Source organism: Rhodococcus pyridinivorans, from assembly GCF_900105195.1.
GTDB lineage: Bacteria > Actinomycetota > Actinomycetes > Mycobacteriales > Mycobacteriaceae > Rhodococcus > Rhodococcus pyridinivorans.
Genome location: NZ_FNRX01000002.1, coordinates 3,714,959 through 3,732,484 on the forward strand (window position 1 = coordinate 3,714,959; position 17,526 = coordinate 3,732,484).

Annotated in this window: 18 protein-coding genes and 1 rRNA gene; 2 read left to right on the top strand and 17 right to left on the bottom strand. The window is 65.5% G+C overall.

Going from position 1 to position 17,526, the window contains the following annotated elements; translation table 11 throughout:
* Positions 1-148: 148 nt before the first annotated feature.
* Positions 149-1,670, bottom strand: a 16S ribosomal RNA gene (locus BLV31_RS17630).
* A gap of 560 nt (positions 1,671-2,230) precedes the next feature.
* Positions 2,231-3,511 (bottom strand): UDP-N-acetylglucosamine 1-carboxyvinyltransferase, encoded by a 1,281-nt coding sequence (gene murA, locus BLV31_RS17635; protein ID WP_019288974.1) that lies wholly within the window; start codon positions 3,509-3,511, stop codon positions 2,231-2,233.
* 58 nt (positions 3,512-3,569) lie between these two features.
* Between murA and BLV31_RS17640 the strand changes: the two genes are divergently transcribed.
* Complete coding sequence (locus tag BLV31_RS17640; RefSeq protein WP_064062109.1) at positions 3,570-4,142, top strand: cob(I)yrinic acid a,c-diamide adenosyltransferase; 573 nt, start codon at positions 3,570-3,572, stop codon at positions 4,140-4,142.
* A gap of 10 nt (positions 4,143-4,152) precedes the next feature.
* Here BLV31_RS17640 and BLV31_RS17645 read toward each other — a convergent pair whose 3' ends face one another.
* The 13 genes from BLV31_RS17645 to prmC all read right to left on the bottom strand — a co-directional run bounded on the left by BLV31_RS17645 (position 4,153) and on the right by prmC (position 15,391).
* Positions 4,153-4,587: a DUF2550 domain-containing protein gene (locus BLV31_RS17645; protein WP_024103706.1), complete on the bottom strand. Its 435-nt coding sequence runs from the start codon at positions 4,585-4,587 to the stop codon at positions 4,153-4,155.
* Positions 4,588-4,626: 39 nt separating this feature from the next.
* The gene (locus BLV31_RS17650) at positions 4,627-4,995 is read right to left on the bottom strand and encodes a F0F1 ATP synthase subunit epsilon (protein ID WP_006552597.1); all 369 of its coding nucleotides are present in this window, start codon (positions 4,993-4,995) and stop codon (positions 4,627-4,629) included.
* 6 nt (positions 4,996-5,001) lie between these two features.
* On the bottom strand, positions 5,002-6,450 hold the full coding sequence (atpD, locus tag BLV31_RS17655; protein ID WP_016692470.1) for a F0F1 ATP synthase subunit beta: 1,449 nt from the start codon (positions 6,448-6,450) through the stop codon (positions 5,002-5,004).
* Between the two features lie 6 nt (positions 6,451-6,456).
* Positions 6,457-7,440, bottom strand: coding sequence for a F0F1 ATP synthase subunit gamma (locus BLV31_RS17660; protein ID WP_006552595.1), 984 nt, complete (start codon positions 7,438-7,440; stop codon positions 6,457-6,459).
* A 48-nt stretch (positions 7,441-7,488) separates the two neighbouring features.
* Positions 7,489-9,132, bottom strand: a complete 1,644-nt coding sequence (gene atpA / locus BLV31_RS17665) for a F0F1 ATP synthase subunit alpha (protein WP_006552594.1) — start codon at positions 9,130-9,132, stop codon at positions 7,489-7,491.
* A 60-nt stretch (positions 9,133-9,192) separates the two neighbouring features.
* Positions 9,193-10,008, bottom strand: a complete 816-nt coding sequence (locus tag BLV31_RS17670; RefSeq protein ID WP_024103705.1) for a F0F1 ATP synthase subunit delta — start codon at positions 10,006-10,008, stop codon at positions 9,193-9,195.
* A 5-nt stretch (positions 10,009-10,013) separates the two neighbouring features.
* Positions 10,014-10,577 (bottom strand): F0F1 ATP synthase subunit B, encoded by a 564-nt coding sequence (locus BLV31_RS17675; protein ID WP_006552592.1) that lies wholly within the window; start codon positions 10,575-10,577, stop codon positions 10,014-10,016.
* Positions 10,578-10,590: 13 nt separating this feature from the next.
* Positions 10,591-10,839, bottom strand: a complete 249-nt coding sequence (locus BLV31_RS17680; RefSeq protein WP_006552591.1) for an ATP synthase F0 subunit C — start codon at positions 10,837-10,839, stop codon at positions 10,591-10,593.
* Between the two features lie 90 nt (positions 10,840-10,929).
* On the bottom strand, positions 10,930-11,709 hold the full coding sequence (atpB, locus tag BLV31_RS17685) for a F0F1 ATP synthase subunit A (RefSeq protein WP_170318521.1): 780 nt from the start codon (positions 11,707-11,709) through the stop codon (positions 10,930-10,932).
* A 328-nt stretch (positions 11,710-12,037) separates the two neighbouring features.
* Positions 12,038-12,517: a Cg1360 family ATP-synthase-associated protein gene (locus BLV31_RS17690; protein WP_006552589.1), complete on the bottom strand. Its 480-nt coding sequence runs from the start codon at positions 12,515-12,517 to the stop codon at positions 12,038-12,040.
* A gap of 11 nt (positions 12,518-12,528) precedes the next feature.
* The gene (locus BLV31_RS17695; protein ID WP_006552588.1) at positions 12,529-13,734 is read right to left on the bottom strand and encodes an MraY family glycosyltransferase; all 1,206 of its coding nucleotides are present in this window, start codon (positions 13,732-13,734) and stop codon (positions 12,529-12,531) included.
* 19 nt (positions 13,735-13,753) lie between these two features.
* Complete coding sequence (locus tag BLV31_RS17700) at positions 13,754-14,416, bottom strand: L-threonylcarbamoyladenylate synthase (RefSeq protein ID WP_024103704.1); 663 nt, start codon at positions 14,414-14,416, stop codon at positions 13,754-13,756.
* A 51-nt stretch (positions 14,417-14,467) separates the two neighbouring features.
* Positions 14,468-15,391 (bottom strand): peptide chain release factor N(5)-glutamine methyltransferase, encoded by a 924-nt coding sequence (gene prmC, locus BLV31_RS17705; protein WP_064062108.1) that lies wholly within the window; start codon positions 15,389-15,391, stop codon positions 14,468-14,470.
* A 184-nt stretch (positions 15,392-15,575) separates the two neighbouring features.
* Between prmC and BLV31_RS17710 the strand changes: the two genes are divergently transcribed.
* Positions 15,576-16,049 (top strand): hypothetical protein, encoded by a 474-nt coding sequence (locus BLV31_RS17710; RefSeq protein ID WP_064062107.1) that lies wholly within the window; start codon positions 15,576-15,578, stop codon positions 16,047-16,049.
* 27 nt (positions 16,050-16,076) lie between these two features.
* Here BLV31_RS17710 and prfA read toward each other — a convergent pair whose 3' ends face one another.
* Both prfA and rpmE read right to left on the bottom strand, forming a co-directional pair.
* Positions 16,077-17,156: a peptide chain release factor 1 gene (gene prfA, locus BLV31_RS17715; RefSeq protein ID WP_006552584.1), complete on the bottom strand. Its 1,080-nt coding sequence runs from the start codon at positions 17,154-17,156 to the stop codon at positions 16,077-16,079.
* Positions 17,157-17,243: 87 nt separating this feature from the next.
* Complete coding sequence (gene rpmE / locus BLV31_RS17720; protein ID WP_006552583.1) at positions 17,244-17,477, bottom strand: 50S ribosomal protein L31; 234 nt, start codon at positions 17,475-17,477, stop codon at positions 17,244-17,246.
* Positions 17,478-17,526: the final 49 nt, after the last annotated feature.

A 17,526-nucleotide genomic window follows, 5' to 3' on the forward strand; every position in this document is an offset into this window, starting at 1 on the left:
GATCCCTTCCAGGTGGAAGAGACGATCCGAAGAGTGCTTGTCAGCGTTCCACCCATGAGCTTCTGCCGTTCCACCTGCGGGAACGAAACAGTCTCTGCCCGTGAGGAAGTCACCTGTGTGACCCCTCGCCGGGAGAAATGCTCCTTAGAAAGGAGGTGATCCAGCCGCACCTTCCGGTACGGCTACCTTGTTACGACTTCGTCCCAATCGCCGATCCCACCTTCGACGGCTCCCTCCCACAAGGGGTTAGGCCACCGGCTTCGGGTGTTACCGACTTTCATGACGTGACGGGCGGTGTGTACAAGGCCCGGGAACGTATTCACCGCAGCGTTGCTGATCTGCGATTACTAGCGACTCCGACTTCACGGGGTCGAGTTGCAGACCCCGATCCGAACTGAGACCGGCTTTAAGGGATTCGCTCCACCTCACGGTATCGCAGCCCTCTGTACCGACCATTGTAGCATGTGTGAAGCCCTGGACATAAGGGGCATGATGACTTGACGTCGTCCCCACCTTCCTCCGAGTTGACCCCGGCAGTCTCCTGCGAGTCCCCACCATCACGTGCTGGCAACACAGGACAAGGGTTGCGCTCGTTGCGGGACTTAACCCAACATCTCACGACACGAGCTGACGACAGCCATGCACCACCTGTCTACCGGCCACAAGGGAAACCACATCTCTGCAGTCGTCCGGTACATGTCAAACCCAGGTAAGGTTCTTCGCGTTGCATCGAATTAATCCACATGCTCCGCCGCTTGTGCGGGCCCCCGTCAATTCCTTTGAGTTTTAGCCTTGCGGCCGTACTCCCCAGGCGGGGCGCTTAATGCGTTGGCTACGGCACGGATCCCGTGGAAGGAAACCCACACCTAGCGCCCACCGTTTACGGCGTGGACTACCAGGGTATCTAATCCTGTTCGCTACCCACGCTTTCGCTCCTCAGCGTCAGTTACTGCCCAGAGACCCGCCTTCGCCACCGGTGTTCCTCCTGATATCTGCGCATTTCACCGCTACACCAGGAATTCCAGTCTCCCCTGCAGTACTCGAGTCTGCCCGTATCGCCTGCAAGCCCGCAGTTGAGCTGCGGGATTTCACAGACGACGCGACAAACCGCCTACGAGCTCTTTACGCCCAGTAATTCCGGACAACGCTCGCACCCTACGTATTACCGCGGCTGCTGGCACGTAGTTGGCCGGTGCTTCTTCTCCCACTACCGTCACTTGCGCTTCGTCATGGGTGAAAGAGGTTTACAACCCGAAGGCCGTCATCCCTCACGCGGCGTCGCTGCATCAGGCTTGCGCCCATTGTGCAATATTCCCCACTGCTGCCTCCCGTAGGAGTCTGGGCCGTGTCTCAGTCCCAGTGTGGCCGGTCGCCCTCTCAGGCCGGCTACCCGTCGTCGCCTTGGTAGGCCATTACCCCACCAACAAGCTGATAGGCCGCGGGCTCATCCTGCACCGAAAAACTTTCCACCCCAGAACATGCATCCCGAGGTCATATCCGGTATTAGACCCAGTTTCCCAGGCTTATCCCAGAGTGCAGGGCAGATCACCCACGTGTTACTCACCCGTTCGCCACTAATCCACCCAGCAAGCTGGGCTTCATCGTTCGACTTGCATGTGTTAAGCACGCCGCCAGCGTTCGTCCTGAGCCAGGATCAAACTCTCCGTTGAAGACTCACAATCACCCCGAAGGGGCAATCAGTCAAAGACAAAAGAGTCAAATCACTAGCAAAAAAACTCAAACTAGCTCAAAAACACTGACCATCCCAGACGGAAGAATGAGACGATCAGCAAATACCCACCCCATCGAAACGATGGAGCGGAGTACCAAATAATATTGGCACTGACATTCATCGGCACACTGTTGAGTTCTCAAAGAACACGCACACACCATCGCTCCCGAACCTTCCGGTTCGTTCACTCCGGGGTGATTGTCCATCAGGAGGTCTCTTCGACCTCCGGGGCCACCGACCTTACCAGAAGAATCGGGGGCTCGTAACCAAGTTCAGGCGCCTTCGTCCAACCTCGTTGTCCCGTTCCTCTCGGCCCGGGTCGGTGTCCGTGTCGCTCTGACCTGGAATAAGTTACGCGAGGATCAACTCCCTGCCAAATCGCCTGGTCAGAGGTGGTAGTCCTCGAGAAAAGCCCAGGTGAATGTCTCCGAGAGGCGCCGACCGGACCGAAATCGCTTCCGGTGACGCCGGACACAGGGCCCGAACAGGGTTTCCTCCCTAGTGAGACAGGAGTCGGCCTTCCTCGACACCCACCCGCTCGATGGTTCCGCCGAGCTCCTGGAGGATCTCGACGAACCGCGGATAACCACGGTCGATGTGGTAGACGTCGTGCACTTCCGTGACCCCGTCCGCACACAGGCCGGCGAGCACCAGACCTGCGCCCGCACGAATGTCCGATGCCCACACGGGAGCACTCGACAACTGCTCCACTCCCCGCACGACCGCGTGGTGGCCGTCGGTGCGGGCGTCCGCTCCGAGACGCACCATCTCCTCGACGAACCGGAACCGTGCTTCGAAGACGTTCTCGGTGATCATCGACGTCCCGTCGGCGATGGCCGCGAGACCGATGGCCATGGGCTGCAGGTCGGTGGGGAATCCCGGATACGGCAGCGTCGCGAAGTTGACGGCACGGGGCCGCTCCTTCTGCACGACGTGGAATCCGTCTGCCAACGGCATGACTTCGGCGCCGGCACTGCGCAACTTGTCCAGCACCAACGCGAGATGCTTCGGATTGACGCCACGGACGGCGATATCGCCCCGCGTCATCACAGCTGCGATCCCCCACGTCGCCGCAACGATCCGGTCCCCGATGCACCGGTGCTCGGTGGGACGGAGGGACGAGACTCCCGAGACCCGCAGCGTCGTACTGCCCGCACCGGTGATCCGTGCCCCCATGCGGACGAGCATGTTGCACAGGTCGACGATCTCGGGTTCGCGGGCCGCGTTGTCGATTGTCGTGTCCCCCTTGGCGAGGACCGCGGCCATGAGGATGTTCTCTGTCGCTCCCACCGAAGGGAACGCCAGACGGATGGTGGCACCGTGCAGATCGTCCGCTTCCGCGACGACGCATCCGTGCTCGATCGACGAATGGGCGCCGAGCAGTCGCAGACCCGCCTGGTGCATGTCGAGCGGACGGGAGCCGATGGCGTCGCCGCCGGGCAGCGCCACGATCGCCTTGCGGCAGCGTGCAACCAGCGGGCCGAGTACGCAGACCGACGCCCGGAACTGCCGCACTGCCGCGAAGTCTGCGCGGTACTCGGGTTCGGCAGGCGTCGTGATGCGTACGGCGTCGCCTTCGAGTTCGACCTCGCAGCCGAGTCCACGCAGGACGTCGGCCATCAGGGGCACGTCGAGGATGTCGGGGCAGTTGGTGATCGTGGTGGTGCCCTCGGCGAGCAGCGCCGCAGCCATCAACTTGAGGACGCTGTTCTTGGCACCCCCGACGACGACGTCGCCGGAAAGGCGGTTCCCACCTGTGACAAGAAAGCGTTCACTCACAACGACACAGCGTAACGGGCGTGTCCGCGGGAAGAGCAGAGCCGGTACCGTGACGCGCATGGCAGTCCACCTGACACGGATCTATACGCGCACCGGAGACGACGGAACAACGGGGCTCAGCGACTTCTCGCGCGTCTCGAAGAACGATCCTCGTCTGGTCGCCTACGCCGATTGCGACGAGACCAACGCGGCGATCGGTGTGGCCCTCGCACTGGGAGCGCTCCCGGAACGGCTCATCCCGGTACTCCGACAGATTCAGAACGATCTCTTCGATGCCGGCGCGGATCTGTCGACGCCCGTGGTCGAGAACCCGAAGTACCCGCCGCTGCGGATCACCCAGCAGTACATCGACCGGCTCGAGGGCTGGTGCGACGAATTCAACGAGGAGCTGGAACCGCTCAACTCGTTCATTCTTCCGGGCGGCACGCCGGGGGCGGCTCTGTTGCACACCGCCAGGACGGTGGCACGACGTGCGGAACGGTCGGCGTGGGCGGCGGTGGACGCGGCTCCCGACGACACGAACGTCCTGCCCGCGAAGTACCTGAACCGGCTCTCGGATCTGCTGTTCATCCTGGGCCGGATCGCGAACCCGGACGGCGACGTGCTGTGGAAGCCGGGAGCGGGCGCGTGAGGAAGTCCCTCTAGAGGGGGCGGCGGCGCTGCGACCGGCCGTCGGGCCTGGATTCGACCCAGGACATGAAGGCCATCAAAGCGCCGCTGTCGAGCGCGATCTCGTACGAGTCGTCGCGGTCGATCACATCGAGGATCACGATGTCCTCGGTCATGATGTCGAATTCACTGCCTTCCGGCTTCCGTCGCGAACGCACATCGATGCCCTGACGGGTCAGTCGTACGTCGGGTCCGGGCCGAAGGCTCGAAAGCTTGTAGAACGCGAGTGTCTCGTCGCCGTACCGAACGATTCCGTGCCTCCAGCCGGAACCCTCGTTCTGAGGCATCACTCGCAGAATGGCGGCGGTACCCCCGCCGCGCAGGGCAAAGAGGCGGTACAACAAAGCCGCGACGGAGACCGCGAGCAGCACCACAAGGATACTGAGAATCAGAAATCCAGGTGACACTGCTCGTCGGCTCCGTCGCGGCTTCTCGTTGTTCGACGATCAGGCTCGTTCGACAGCCCGCAGGCGGCCGCGGGCCGCTGCGATCTCCGACTCGTCACGATCTGCATCGTTCAGAGTCGACTTGGCTGCCTCGACGTCGATGTCCTCCACGCGGTCGGCGGCTTCGGCGAGCACCGTCACCGTCGTCGCGGTCACCGAGAGGAATCCGCCATGGACGGCCATGACGATCCGCTCACCGTCCGCGGTCCTGACGGACACGACGCCACCCTCGACGAGCTGGCCGAGCACGGGCTCGTGACCGGGCATGATGCCGATCTCGCCCTCGGTGGTCTGGGCGGTGACGAGAGTCGCCGATCCGGACCACACACGCTCCTCGACGGCAACGATGTCCACGCTCATCTCAGCCACGGTGGCCTACTTTCCGGCGATCTTCTTGGCTGCAGCCTCGACGTCGTCGAGTCCACCGCAGCTGTTGAACGCCTGCTCGGGCAGGTGGTCGAACTCGCCCTTGCACACGCGGTCGAAGGCCTCGATGGTGTCGGCGAGCGGCACGACCGAACCCGGCTGACCCGTGAACTTCTCGGCGACGATGAAGTTCTGGCCGAGGAACTTCTGGAGACGACGGGCACGGGCGACCGTGACCTTGTCTTCTTCGGAGAGCTCGTCCATACCGAGGATGGCGATGATGTCCTGCAGTTCCTTGTACTTCTGCAGGATGCGCTTGACCTCGTTGGCCACCCGGAAGTGGTCGGCACCGACGATGCCCGGCTCGAGGATTCGCGAGGTCGACGTCAGCGGGTCCACAGCGGGGTAGATACCCATCTGCGAGATCGGACGCGAGAGCTCGGTGGTCGCATCGAGGTGAGCGAACGTCGTGGCCGGCGCGGGGTCGGTGTAGTCGTCGGCGGGCACGTAGATCGCCTGCAGCGAGGTGATCGAGCGGCCACGCGTCGAGGTGATGCGCTCCTGGAGCTCACCCATCTCGTCCGCGAGCGTGGGCTGGTAACCCACGGCCGACGGCATACGGCCGAGGAGGGTCGAAACCTCCGAGCCGGCCTGCGTGAAGCGGAAGATGTTGTCGATGAACAGGAGCACGTCCTGTCCCTGGACGTCGCGGAAGTACTCCGCCATCGTCAGGGCCGACAGGGCGACGCGCATACGCGTGCCCGGCGGCTCGTCCATCTGGCCGAAGACGAGGGCGGTGTCCTGGAGGACGCCCATCTCTTCCATCTCGAGGTGGAGGTCGGTGCCCTCACGGGTGCGCTCACCGACGCCGGCGAACACCGACGTACCGGAGAACTCACGCGCGATACGGGTGATCATCTCCTGGATCAGAACGGTCTTGCCGACACCGGCACCACCGAACAGACCGATCTTGCCGCCCTTCACGTACGGGGTCAGCAGGTCGATGACCTTGATGCCGGTCTCGAGGATCTCGGTCTTGCCCTCGAGCTGGTCGAAGGCCGGGGGCTTGCGGTGGATGCCCCACTGCTCGCCGTCGCGTCCGGTGCCCGGCGCGTCGAGGCAGTCGCCCAGCGCGTTGAACACGTGGCCCTTGACGACGTCGCCGACGGGAACCGAGATCGGCTTGCCGGTGTCGCTGACGGGGGCGCCACGCACCAGGCCGTCGGTGGGCTGCATCGAGATCGTGCGGACCAGGTTGTCACCCAGGTGCTGCGCGACTTCGAGGGTCAGGGTCTTCGCCACGGACGGCAGAGTGACCTCTGCGTGCAGGGCGTTGAACAGCTCGGGCACGGCGCCACGCGGGAATTCCACGTCGACGACGGCGCCGATGACGCGGACGACGCGCCCGGCAAGGGCCGACGCCGCACCGGCGTTGTTGTCGGTTACTGCTGCGGTCATTGTGGTTCAGTCACTTCCTGCACTCGAGGCGAGCGCACCGGCACCGCCGACGATCTCGCTGATTTCCTGGGTGATCTGGGCCTGCCGGGCCTGGTTCGCCTGACGGCTGAGGGTGTTCACCAATTCCGTGGCATTGTCCGTCGCGGCCTTCATGGCGGTACGACGGGCTGCCGACTCGGAGGCCGCCGCGTCCAGCAGCGACGCGTAGATGCGCGTGCTGATGTACTTCGGCAGGAGAGCCTCGAGCAGAACTCCGGCCTCCGGCTCGAAGTTGTACACGGCCTGCGGTCCCTCGTTGTCCGTGGCGCGGCGTCCGTCGGTGAGCATGTCCTCGCCGAGGTCGATCTCGTCCTCGGTGATGCTCACTTCGAGCGGAGCCATTCTGCGAACCTGGGGGGTCTGGGTCAGCATCGACACGAAGCGGGTGTAGACGATGTGCAGTTCGTCGACGCCCTCGATGGTGCCCTCGCCGTTCGGTGCGGGCACCTCGGTGCCCGAACCCGCCATGAACAGCTCGACCAGGTGACGGCTCGCCTTCGCGGCGTCCGTGTAACGGGGGTCCTGCGAGAAGCCCGTCCAGGCAGCGGCCACTTCACGCTCACGGAACGTGTAGTAGCCGAGGCCCTTACCGCCCATCACGTACAGCACAGGCTCCTTGCCCTCGCTGAGGAGCAGCTGACGCAGCTCCTCGGCTTCCTTGAGGACGTTGGAGTTGTAACCGCCGGCCATACCGCGGTCGCTGGTCACGACCAGCACTGCGGCACGCTTGGGGTTCTCGCGCTCGTTGAGCAGGGGGTGATCCAACGAGGCCGACGCACTCGCCAGCTCGGAGAGCACCTTGGTGATCTCCTCGGCGTACGGCTTGGACGCTGCCACTCGGGCCTGGGCCTTCGTGATACGCGACGTCGCGATCAGTTCCTGCGCCTTGGTGATCTTCTTGGTCGAGTTGACCGACTTGATCCGCGAGCGCAGTTCGCGCAAGTTCGCCATTCGTCGATCACACTCCCTTCACTGGACGCTGGGTCATGGACTCCCCGCTCACTTGCGAACGGTGGTGCGCTTGACGGAGACCTGCTCCTGCTGGATCTCGTCGGCACCGAGGGCCTCGGCCTCTGCCTCGTTCACGACACGGCTGCCGTCGGAGGCGATGAAGCCCTCCTTGAACTTGGCGGTCGCGGCGCGGAGGGCCTCGATCGACTCGTCGGACAGGGCCTTGCCACCGGCGATCTGCTCGTAGACGCCTGCGGCGTTGCGGTGCAGATCCTCGAGCAGCTCGGTCTCGAAGCGACGCACGTCCTCGACCGGAACCGAGTCGAAGACACCTTCGCCGGCGAGGTAGATCGACACGATCTGGTCCTCGACTGCGATGGGCGCGTACTGGTCCTGCTTGAGGAGCTCGACGAGACGCTGACCGCGCTCGAGCTGAGCCTTCGACGCGGCGTCGAGGTCGGAGGCGAAGGCGGCGAAGCCTTCGAGCTCACGGAACTGCGCGAGCTCGAGACGCAGCGAACCGGAGACCTTCTTCATGCCCTTGGTCTGGGCGGCGCCACCGACTCGGGAAACCGAGATACCGACGTTGATGGCGGGGCGGACACCCTTGTTGAACAGGTCGGACTCGAGGAAGACCTGGCCGTCGGTGATGGAGATGACGTTGGTCGGGATGTAGGCCGACACGTCGTTCGCCTTGGTCTCGATGATCGGCAGGGCCGTCAGCGAGCCGCCACCGAGCTCGTCGGAGAGCTTGGCGGAGCGCTCCAGCAGACGCGAGTGCAGGTAGAAGACGTCGCCGGGGTATGCCTCGCGGCCCGGCGGACGACGCAGCAGCAGCGAGATGGCGCGGTAGGCCTCGGCCTGCTTGGTCAGGTCGTCGAACACGATGAGGACGTGCTTGCCCTGGTACATCCAGTGCTGGCCGAGGGCCGAACCGGTGTAGGGGGCGAGCCACTTGAAGCCGGCGGAGTCGGAGGCCGGAGCCGCGACGATGGTGGTGTACTCCATCGCGCCGTTCTCCTCGAGTGCCTGCTTGACACCCGCGATGGTCGAGCCCTTCTGGCCGATCGCGACGTAGATGCAGCGGACCTGCTGTTTCGGGTCGCCGGTCTCCCAGTTCGCCTTCTGATTCAGGATCGCGTCGATGCAGACGGCGGTCTTGCCCGTCTTGCGGTCGCCGATCACGAGCTGACGCTGGCCACGGCCGATCGGGGTCATCGCGTCGATGGCCTTGATGCCGGTCTGCAGCGGCTCCTCGACCGGCTGGCGCTCCAGCACGGTCGCGGCCTGCAGCTCGAGGGCGCGGGTCTCATCGGCTTCGATGTCGCCGAGGCCGTCGATCGGCTGACCGAGCGGGTTCACGACGCGACCGAGGAAGTTGTCGCTCACCGGCACCGACAGAACGTCGCCGGTCCGCTTGACTTCCTGGCCTTCCTCGATGGTCTGGAAGTCGCCCAGGATAACGGCACCGATCTCGGTGGCCTCGAGGTTGAGGGCCACGCCGAGGACGCCACCGGGGAACTCCAGCAGCTCGTTGGCCATCGCCGACGGCAGACCGCTGATGTGCGCGATGCCGTCACTGGTGTCGACGACCACGCCGACCTCCTCGCGGGAGGCCTCCGGGGAGTAGCTCGCGGTGTAATTGTCAATCGCGCTACGGATCTCGTCGGAGGAGATCGTCAGCTCCGCCATGTTCTTCCTGCTCTCGGTATCTGGTCTTCGAAAAGATCTATGTGTGTGTTCGGTAGTGGACTACGTGAGGCTCTTGCGCACTGCAGCGAGTCGACCCGCGGCACTACCGTCGATGACCTCGTCGCCCACCCGGACGACCAATCCACTGAGAAGCTCGGGATCGACCTCGACGTGAACCGTCACAGGCTTCCCGTAGATGCGGGTCAGGGTCGCGGTGAGCCGCTCCTCCTGCTTCGCATCGAGCGGTGCCGCGCTGCGGACGTGCGCGACGGCACGGTCCCGCTGGGCCGCGGCGAGCGCCGACAACTCGTCGAACGTCTCGGCCGGCGACTTGCTCAGCCGACCGACCGCGTGGACCGCCAGCGCCTCGGTGACTGCGGTGACCTTGCCGTACAGCAGGCGCGTCAGCAGATCACGCTTGGCCGAAGCCGGGGTGCTGCGATCCGAGAGCGTCTGCTCGAGCTCCGGGTCGCCTGCCACGATGCGACCGAGGCGGAACAGTTCGTCCTCGACGGTGTCGAGCTGGTCCTGGTCCGCTGCGGCCTTCAGCAGTGCCTCACGGCCGAGCTGGACGAGCGAGTCGGTCAGGTCGGACTGTGCCGACCAGTCCTGCCCCGCTGCGGCCTTGACGGTCGCGAGGGTCTGGGCCGAAACCTTGCCGCCGAAGACCTGCTCGGCCAGCCGCTCGCGAACGGCAGCCGGGGCCGAGGCGTCGGCCAGCGCGGTCCGGAGGGCGCGCTGGCTGTCGAGCGCCTCGACCACCGAGAAGAGTTCGGAACCGGCCTGAGCCGCAGCGGCAGTCGCGGCACCCGAGCCCAGGGCGGACTGCAACGCGGAACGCGTATGAGCGAGTGCCTCACGGCTTGCTGCGTACATGGTGCTCACTTTCCGGATGCAGAGTCAGCGCTGAGGGAGTCGAGTTCGTCGAGGAACCGATCGATCGAGCCGGCACGCTTCACGTCGTCCGCGAGCGCTTCGCCGAGGATCTTCTCGGCGAGATCCACGGAGCTGCGTCCGAGATCGCTACGCAGCTCGGCCACGATCTGCTGGCGCTGGGCCTGCAGCTGGTTGTGACCGGCGGCGACGATACGGTCGCTCTCCTCTTGGGCCTGCGCCTTCATGTCGGCGATGATCTGCTGGCCCTGTGCACGGGCCTCTTCACGGATCTGCGCCGCCTCGGTGCGAGCCTCGGCGAGCTGGCTACGGTACTGCTCGAGCGCGGCCGCAGCCTCCGCCTGAGCTTCCTCTGCCTTCTTGATGCCGCCTTCGATCAGCTCCGAACGCTCGTCGAGCACCTTCTGGAACATCGGAAGCACGAACTTCCAGAAGACGAATCCGACGAGGATCAGGGCGACCAGCGACCAGACGATGTCGTATGTCGCGGGGAGAAGGGGATTGGGAGTCTCCCCTTCCTCTGCCGCGAGGATCAGGATGCTGTCAGCCATTGTGATCGTCGGATCAGAAGATGAAGCCGGCGACGATGCCGATCAGCGCGAGGGCCTCGGTGAAGGCGATACCGAGGAACATCGTGGTGCGCAGCTGGCCGGCCATCTCGGGCTGACGAGCCATGCCCTCGATCGCCTTGCCGACGACGATGCCGATGCCGATGCCGGGGCCGATGGCGGCGAGGCCGTAGCCGATGGCGCCTGCACCCGAGATCGTGGTCTCCTGGGCGAGGACGTCTGCTGCCTGAAGCGCAACGCTCATTGGTGTTCCATTCCCTTTCTTGTGGCTCGGCCCCGGGAGTCGGCAACCGAGTCAGTCTTTGTGTAGATGTGGGTCGTGCCGTTCGTCGAGCTAGTGCTCTTCGGCGTGCAGGGCCAGGTCGATGTACACCGCGGTGAGCAGCGCGAAGATGTAGGCCTGCAGGACGATCACCAGGAGCTCGAAGAAGGTGAACGCGATTCCGCCGATGAGAGAACCGATGCCGAACACCTTCATGAAGCCGTCGGAATCGAAGAAGAAGAACTGCGTGGCACTGAAGAACAGCACGAGCATGATGTGACCGGCCAGCATGTTGGCCATGAGACGAATGGTCAGCGTGAACGGCCGCAGAATGAACGTCGAGACGAACTCGATCGGGATCACCAGCACGTGGAGAGCGGGCGGCAGGTTCGGGATGACGATGCTGCTCTTGACGTAGCGGAAGAATCCGTACTTCTTGATGCCCACATAGTTGAAGACGATGTAGGCGAGTGCCGCGAGCACGATCGGCATACCGATTCGTGCGTTGGACGAGATGTTGAGGAACGGGATGACCGATGTCAGGTTCAGACCGACCACCAGGAAGAAGATGGTGACGATCACCGGGAGGAACCGGCGTCCCTGTTCCTTACCGAGGATGTCCTCGGCGATGTGGATCCGGACGAAGTCGAGCATGATCTCGGCGACGTTCTGCACGCCCCGCGGCACGATCTTCGGACTCCGCAACGCGAAGAAGAAGAACAGCGCGACGATCAGGGCGACGGCGACGCGGATGAGCATCAACCGGTCCATCTCGAAGGGGGTTCCTTCGAACAGGACTGCCGGTGGGAAAAAATCAGCTAGTGACGGCGCGTGGAATTCTCCGGCTGCCAAGGTGGTGACGCTCAGCGCTCTCTCCCGTAGTCGGCCGCAGGCATGCCGTCTGCGGTTCGATCGGACATTGACGATCCAGAAGTCGACCAGGTCGGCTCGCGTATTCGCCAGTGGTCCGAACCGCGTGAACGGTCCCGCTTCCTGCCGGTGTCGGCGACTCTCGTCGACTCGGCGGCCATTTGAACACGACCGCCTACGAAGTCACAACTGCGCACCCTCTTCGAACCCGATGCGGGCAGCGTCACTCTCGTAGAACTCACCCTACCAACTGCTCTACGACAGTGCGTAGGTGGGTTCCTACGTGGGGGGTTATGGACAAGCGGTGCTACTACCGATCGTCGTTGTCGGATCCGGACGATGCCTGGGGATCGACGTACAGGGCACGTTGCGAGAGCACCCCGTAGGTCTCGGCTCCCAGAACGATGACCAGGGCGAACACGATGGTGAGGACGAGCGCGTTGCGGTTGTAGAAGTCGAGCGAGTCGAGCGAGCCCATCACGACGATGGCGAGGATCAGCTTCAGCAGCCAGGTGCCGAGAAGTACGGCTCCGGCGGTCATCGCCGGCATCTTCGACGTCAGGAGAACGCCGAGTGCGGTGAAGAGGATGAACCCTCCGCCGACGGCCGCTCCGATGAGTGCACCCCACAGACCGGGCATCCCGGCGACGAGCACCGAGATCACCGACGCCACGACGGCGAGCGCGAGAAGACCGAGGGCGCCGTACCGCACGGCCGCGCGCATCGGCGCGATCGGATCGGGCAGCGAGGGCAGGCCGTGGTCGGGTTCGGGATGATCCGGGTTCGTCACGATATCCGAGCCTAACCGACCTCTCGGGAGTGCTCCGGCGGCGTCTCCCCCGACTCGTCGTGCCGCCGCAGCGACGGCACAGCGGTCACGACGAGGGCGAACACGAGACCGCCCGCGAGGATCAACACCACGGCCCGCCGGTCGAGCAGCGAGGAACCGACAGCCCCGAAGGCCAGGATTCCGACCCACAGGTAGAGCAGCAGCACCACGCGACGGTGCGAGTGCCCGATCTGCAGCAGGCGGTGGTGGAGGTGCATCTTGTCGGGGCTGAAGGGGCTGACGCCGGCCCGGGTGCGCCGCACGATCGCGAGGAGCAGGTCGAGGATCGGGATGAACATCACGGCACCGACCAGGATCAGCGGCGAGAGCAGACCGAGCAGGTCGCGCGAACCGTAGGCGCTGAGCGGGATGAGGCCCGAGGCGCTTGTGGAGATTGCGGCGAGCATGAGACCGATGAGCATGGACCCGGAGTCGCCCATGAAGATCTTGGCGGGCTGGAAGTTGTGCGGCAGGAAGCCGAGGCAAGCGCCGGCGAGGGCCGCGGCCATGAGAGCCGGCGGGTAGGCGGAGACGTCGCCGCCCTGATCGAGCAGCAGACCCACGGAGAACGCGCAGATCGCGAGTGCGGCGATGAGACCCAGTCCGGCCGCGAGTCCGTCGAGCCCGTCGACGAAGTTCATCGCGTTGATCGTCACCGCGGCGACGGCGACGGTGATGAGACCGCCCTGGAGCTGGTCGAGTACGAGTGTCGAGGCACTGAACGGGTCGTAGATGACGATCCAGCTCACGCCCATGATCACGAGCACGCCGGCCGCGGTGACCTGGCCGACGAACTTGGTGAGCGCGTCGAGTCCCCACCGGTCGTCGACGATGCCGACGACGACGATGATCGAGGCCGCAGCGAGCGCCGCCCCCATATCCGGGGTGAATTCGAAACCCCTTGTCAGAGCAGGTAATTGCTGAGCGAAGACGATTCCCGCGACGAGGCCGATGTACATGCCGACCCCACCCATCCGCGGGGTCGGGGTCACGTGCACGTCGCGGTCGCGGGGAACGGCGACCGCTCCGAACTTCAGCGCGAGGATCCGCACCACACCGGTCGCGAGGAAGGTCACCACCGCGGCGGTGAGCAGGACGAGGAGAAGCTCCCGGATGGGAACGCCGGCGCCGCGCCCGGCCTGGGCGAGCAGTACGGCGGTGGTGTCGGCTGCAGTCACGTGCTCCGTTCCTCCGCCGCTACTCCCCGCCGGACCGAAGGCGCTCGGGATCGTCGCCGAGCACCTCCGCGAGTGCTTCGGCCGTCACCGCGCCTTCGCGCAGGATGCGTGGGCGGTCGCCCGTGAGGTCGACGATCGTCGATGCGACCCCGTGCTCTGCCGGGCCACCGTCGAGATAGACACTCGCCGATGCTCCGAGTTGCTCGCGCGCCTCGGTGACGTTCGTGGCGGGGGGCCGACCGGAGACGTTGGCGCTGGAGACCGCGAGCGGACCGACCTCGCGCAGCAGTTCCAGGATGACGGGGTGCAGCGGCATGCGGAGCATGACGGTGCCGCGGGTGTCGCCGAGATCCCAGGCCAGGGATGGTGCCTGGTGCACCACGAGGCTGAGTCCGCCCGGCCAGAACGCGCGGATCAACTCCCGCGCCTCGGGACGCACCGAGGCGACGAGACCGTCGATGGTCGTCCAGGAGCCGACGAGGACCGGCACCGGCATGTCGCGGCCGCGCCCCTTCGCGCGCAGGAGCGCCGTTACGGCGTCGGAGTCGAAGGCGTCGGCAGCGATGCCGTACACCGTGTCGGTGGGTACGACGACGAGTCGTCCGGCCTTGAGTGCGCCGCGCGCCGCGTTGAGTCCGGCGGCGCGCGAAGCTTCGTTGTTGCAGTCGTACACGGTGCTCACGCGCTCATTCTTCCACTTCGGCCGCAATCGGCACCGGACGGGTCCTGCCCGTCAGCCGTCCGCCGCAGACCGTACCGACTTCATGCGGTCGGCCTCCACCGCCGTGGGAACACGGTGCGCGGTCACGAAGCGGGCCTTCCCGGCGAGGTCGGGGTGCCGCACGACGTCGCCGAACACCCGACGCTGCTCGAACAGTTCGGCGACCAGCAGGCTGTGCGTGTCGTCGTGCTCAACCGCTGCCGCTCCCCCGATCCGCAGCCACCGCGCAATGTTGGAAACCATGGGCCGGATGACGGACAGTCCGTCCGCTCCCCCGAAGAGCGCCGAGTGCGGATCGTGTTCGACCACCTCGGGTTCGAGGTCGGCTCCTTCCGGGATGTAGGGCGGGTTGGCGACCACCAGGTCGACACTGCCTTCGAGGTTGGTGAGCAGCATGCGGTCGGTGACATCGCCCTGGTACAGCCGGATCGGGGAGTCCCCTTCCTCCGCGCGGGTCTCGGCGTTCCGACGCGCCCAGGCGAGAGCCTTCGCTTCGAGTTCGACGGCGTGGACCTCGGCGTCGGGACGCGCATGCGCGATCGCCAGCGCCAGCGCGCCGGATCCGGTGCACAGGTCGAGGACGACCGGGTTGCGGCTGCCGTGGCGTTCGAGGAAGGCCAGCGCCCAGCCGAGCAGCAGTTCCGTCTCGGGTCGCGGGACGAACACCCCCGGCCCCACTGCCAGGTCGATCTCCCCCATCGGCGAGGTGCCGGTGATGTACTGCAGAGGAATCCGCTTCGCCCGCTGTTCGACCATCGAGCGGTAGGCGTCGATGGTCGTCGCCTCGACGAGCGGGACCAGACCGAGTCGCCCGCGCTCGATGCCGAGCAGGTGCGCTGCGAGAAGTTCGGCGTCGACCCGGGGACTCGGGACTCCGGCTTCCTCGAGGACCGATGCCGCTTCGATGATGGCCAGGCGCAGAGGTTGACGGCTCACGCCTTACAGCGTGCCACGACCTCGTACCTGCACTACGCCGAGGTAGCCCTCGCATTGCACGCAGAACACCCGGACCGGACATCGAGGGTGTTTCCGACAACGTGATTGACGGCACGGCGGGATGGGCACCCGAACGAGGACCGATACCTTCCGGTCGGTTTCATCGACAGAAAGGGATTGCTCCATGAAGACGCGGACTGTGCGTGGAATCACCGTCCTTGCCGCTGCGGGTGCGACCGCCTTCGCGGCCCCTGCTCTCGCGAGTGCCGAGCCCATCGACTTCCAGCCGATCCCCATCGGATGCCCGGCGGGTATCGGCGTGGTCGACACGGAGACCGCTCTCGCCGAGGAGGACGCGGAGCCCGGCCAGATCGAGTACGAGATCGAGCAGGAGGGCAGCGGAGGAGGCCAGATCAGCTGGGTGAACCTGAGGACGCTGCGGCTGGGTGGTGGTGTCCTTCCGGACGCAATCGACGAGGAGGAACCTGCCGTCGCTCTCCAGACCGGTGACGGACTCGTCGTCAGCGCAGTCTGGGGTGCCCATCAGAACGCCGGCGGCGAGGGCTGCTTCCTGCTGCCGGGCGTCGATCTCACGAACGTTCCACCGGCGGCGGTCGAGGACGGCGAGGCCGGTCAGGGCGACGACACTCCTGCCTGATCCCCTGGCGACGAGCCCGGTTCGCGGTTACTCCGCCGCGAGCCGGGCCTCTCTGTCTGCGGCGCCCAGGGCGTCGAGCAGTGCGTCGAGTTCGCCGTCGAGCACCGCGTCGAGGTTGTGGGACTTGAAGCCGATGCGGTGATCGGTGATCCGGTTCTCCGGGAAGTTGTAGGTGCGGATGCGCTCCGACCGGTCGACGGTCCGGACCTGGCTGGCGCGACCCGCTGACGCCTCGGCCTCGGCAGCTTCTTCGGCCGCTGCCTGCAGGCGCGCCGCGAGGACCTGCATCGCGCGGGCCTTGTTCTGCAGCTGCGAGCGTTCGTTCTGGCAGGTCACCACGATGCCGGTGGGAAGGTGCGTGATGCGCACGGCAGAGTCGGTGGTGTTGACACCCTGACCACCCTTGCCGGACGACCGGTAGACGTCGATGCGCAGGTCGCTCTCGTCGATCTGCACCTGCTCGACCTCGTCGGGCTCGGGGTAGACGAAGACGCCGGCCGCGGAGGTGTGCACGCGTCCCTGCGACTCGGTGACGGGCACACGCTGGACGCGGTGCACGCCGCCCTCGAACTTCAGGCGGGACCACACGCCGTCGCGCACGTCGGTCCGCGACTTGATCGACAGCGTGACGTCCTTGTAGCCGCCGAGATCGGAGTAGGTGGCACCGAGGACCTCGACGCGCCAACCGGCACGTTCGGCGTAGCGCGTGTACATCCGGGTGAGATCGCCGGCGAACAGGGCGGATTCCTCGCCGCCCTCACCGGACTTGACCTCGAGGACCACGTCGTCGCTGTCGTGCGGGTCGCGCGGGGCGAGCAGGTCGGTAAGCGAGCGGTCGAGCTCGGCGACCTGCGCCTCGAGGTCGTCGACCTCGGATGCGAAAGTCGCGTCGTCGGCGGCGAGTTCGCGCGCCGCCTCGAGGTCCTCGCGGGCCTGCTTCAGAGCGTTGTAGGTCGACATCACGGGGGCGAGTTCGGCGAACCGCTTGCCCACCCGACGCGCTGCTGCAGGATCGTCGTGCAGCGACGGGTCGGACAGCTGCTGCTCCAGACCCGCGTGTTCGGCCAGGATGTCGTCGATGGCCGACGGCTTGGTCTGCCCCGCCATGAGTGTGCTCCGCTCTGATTTCGGTCTTGCAATGAAAAAGCCGACGCCCGGCCTGCACGAGGGCAGTACCGGGCGTCGGCGTGACAGCTAGCTATCGGAAGCGGCCTTCTTCGGAGCACGCTTGCCGTAGCGAGCCTCGAAGCGCGCGACGCGTCCACCGGTATCGAGGATCTTCTGCTTGCCGGTGTAGAACGGGTGGCAGTTGGAGCAGACTTCGACGTTGATACGTCCCGACTCCTTGGTGCTGCGCGTCTCGAACGTGTTACCGCAACCGCAGACGACGGTCGTCGTCACGTAGTTGGGGTGGATTCCTGCCTTCATGGTGTCCCTTTCATGGCCGCCGGGTCGCCTTCGCGGGTCGAAGACGTGA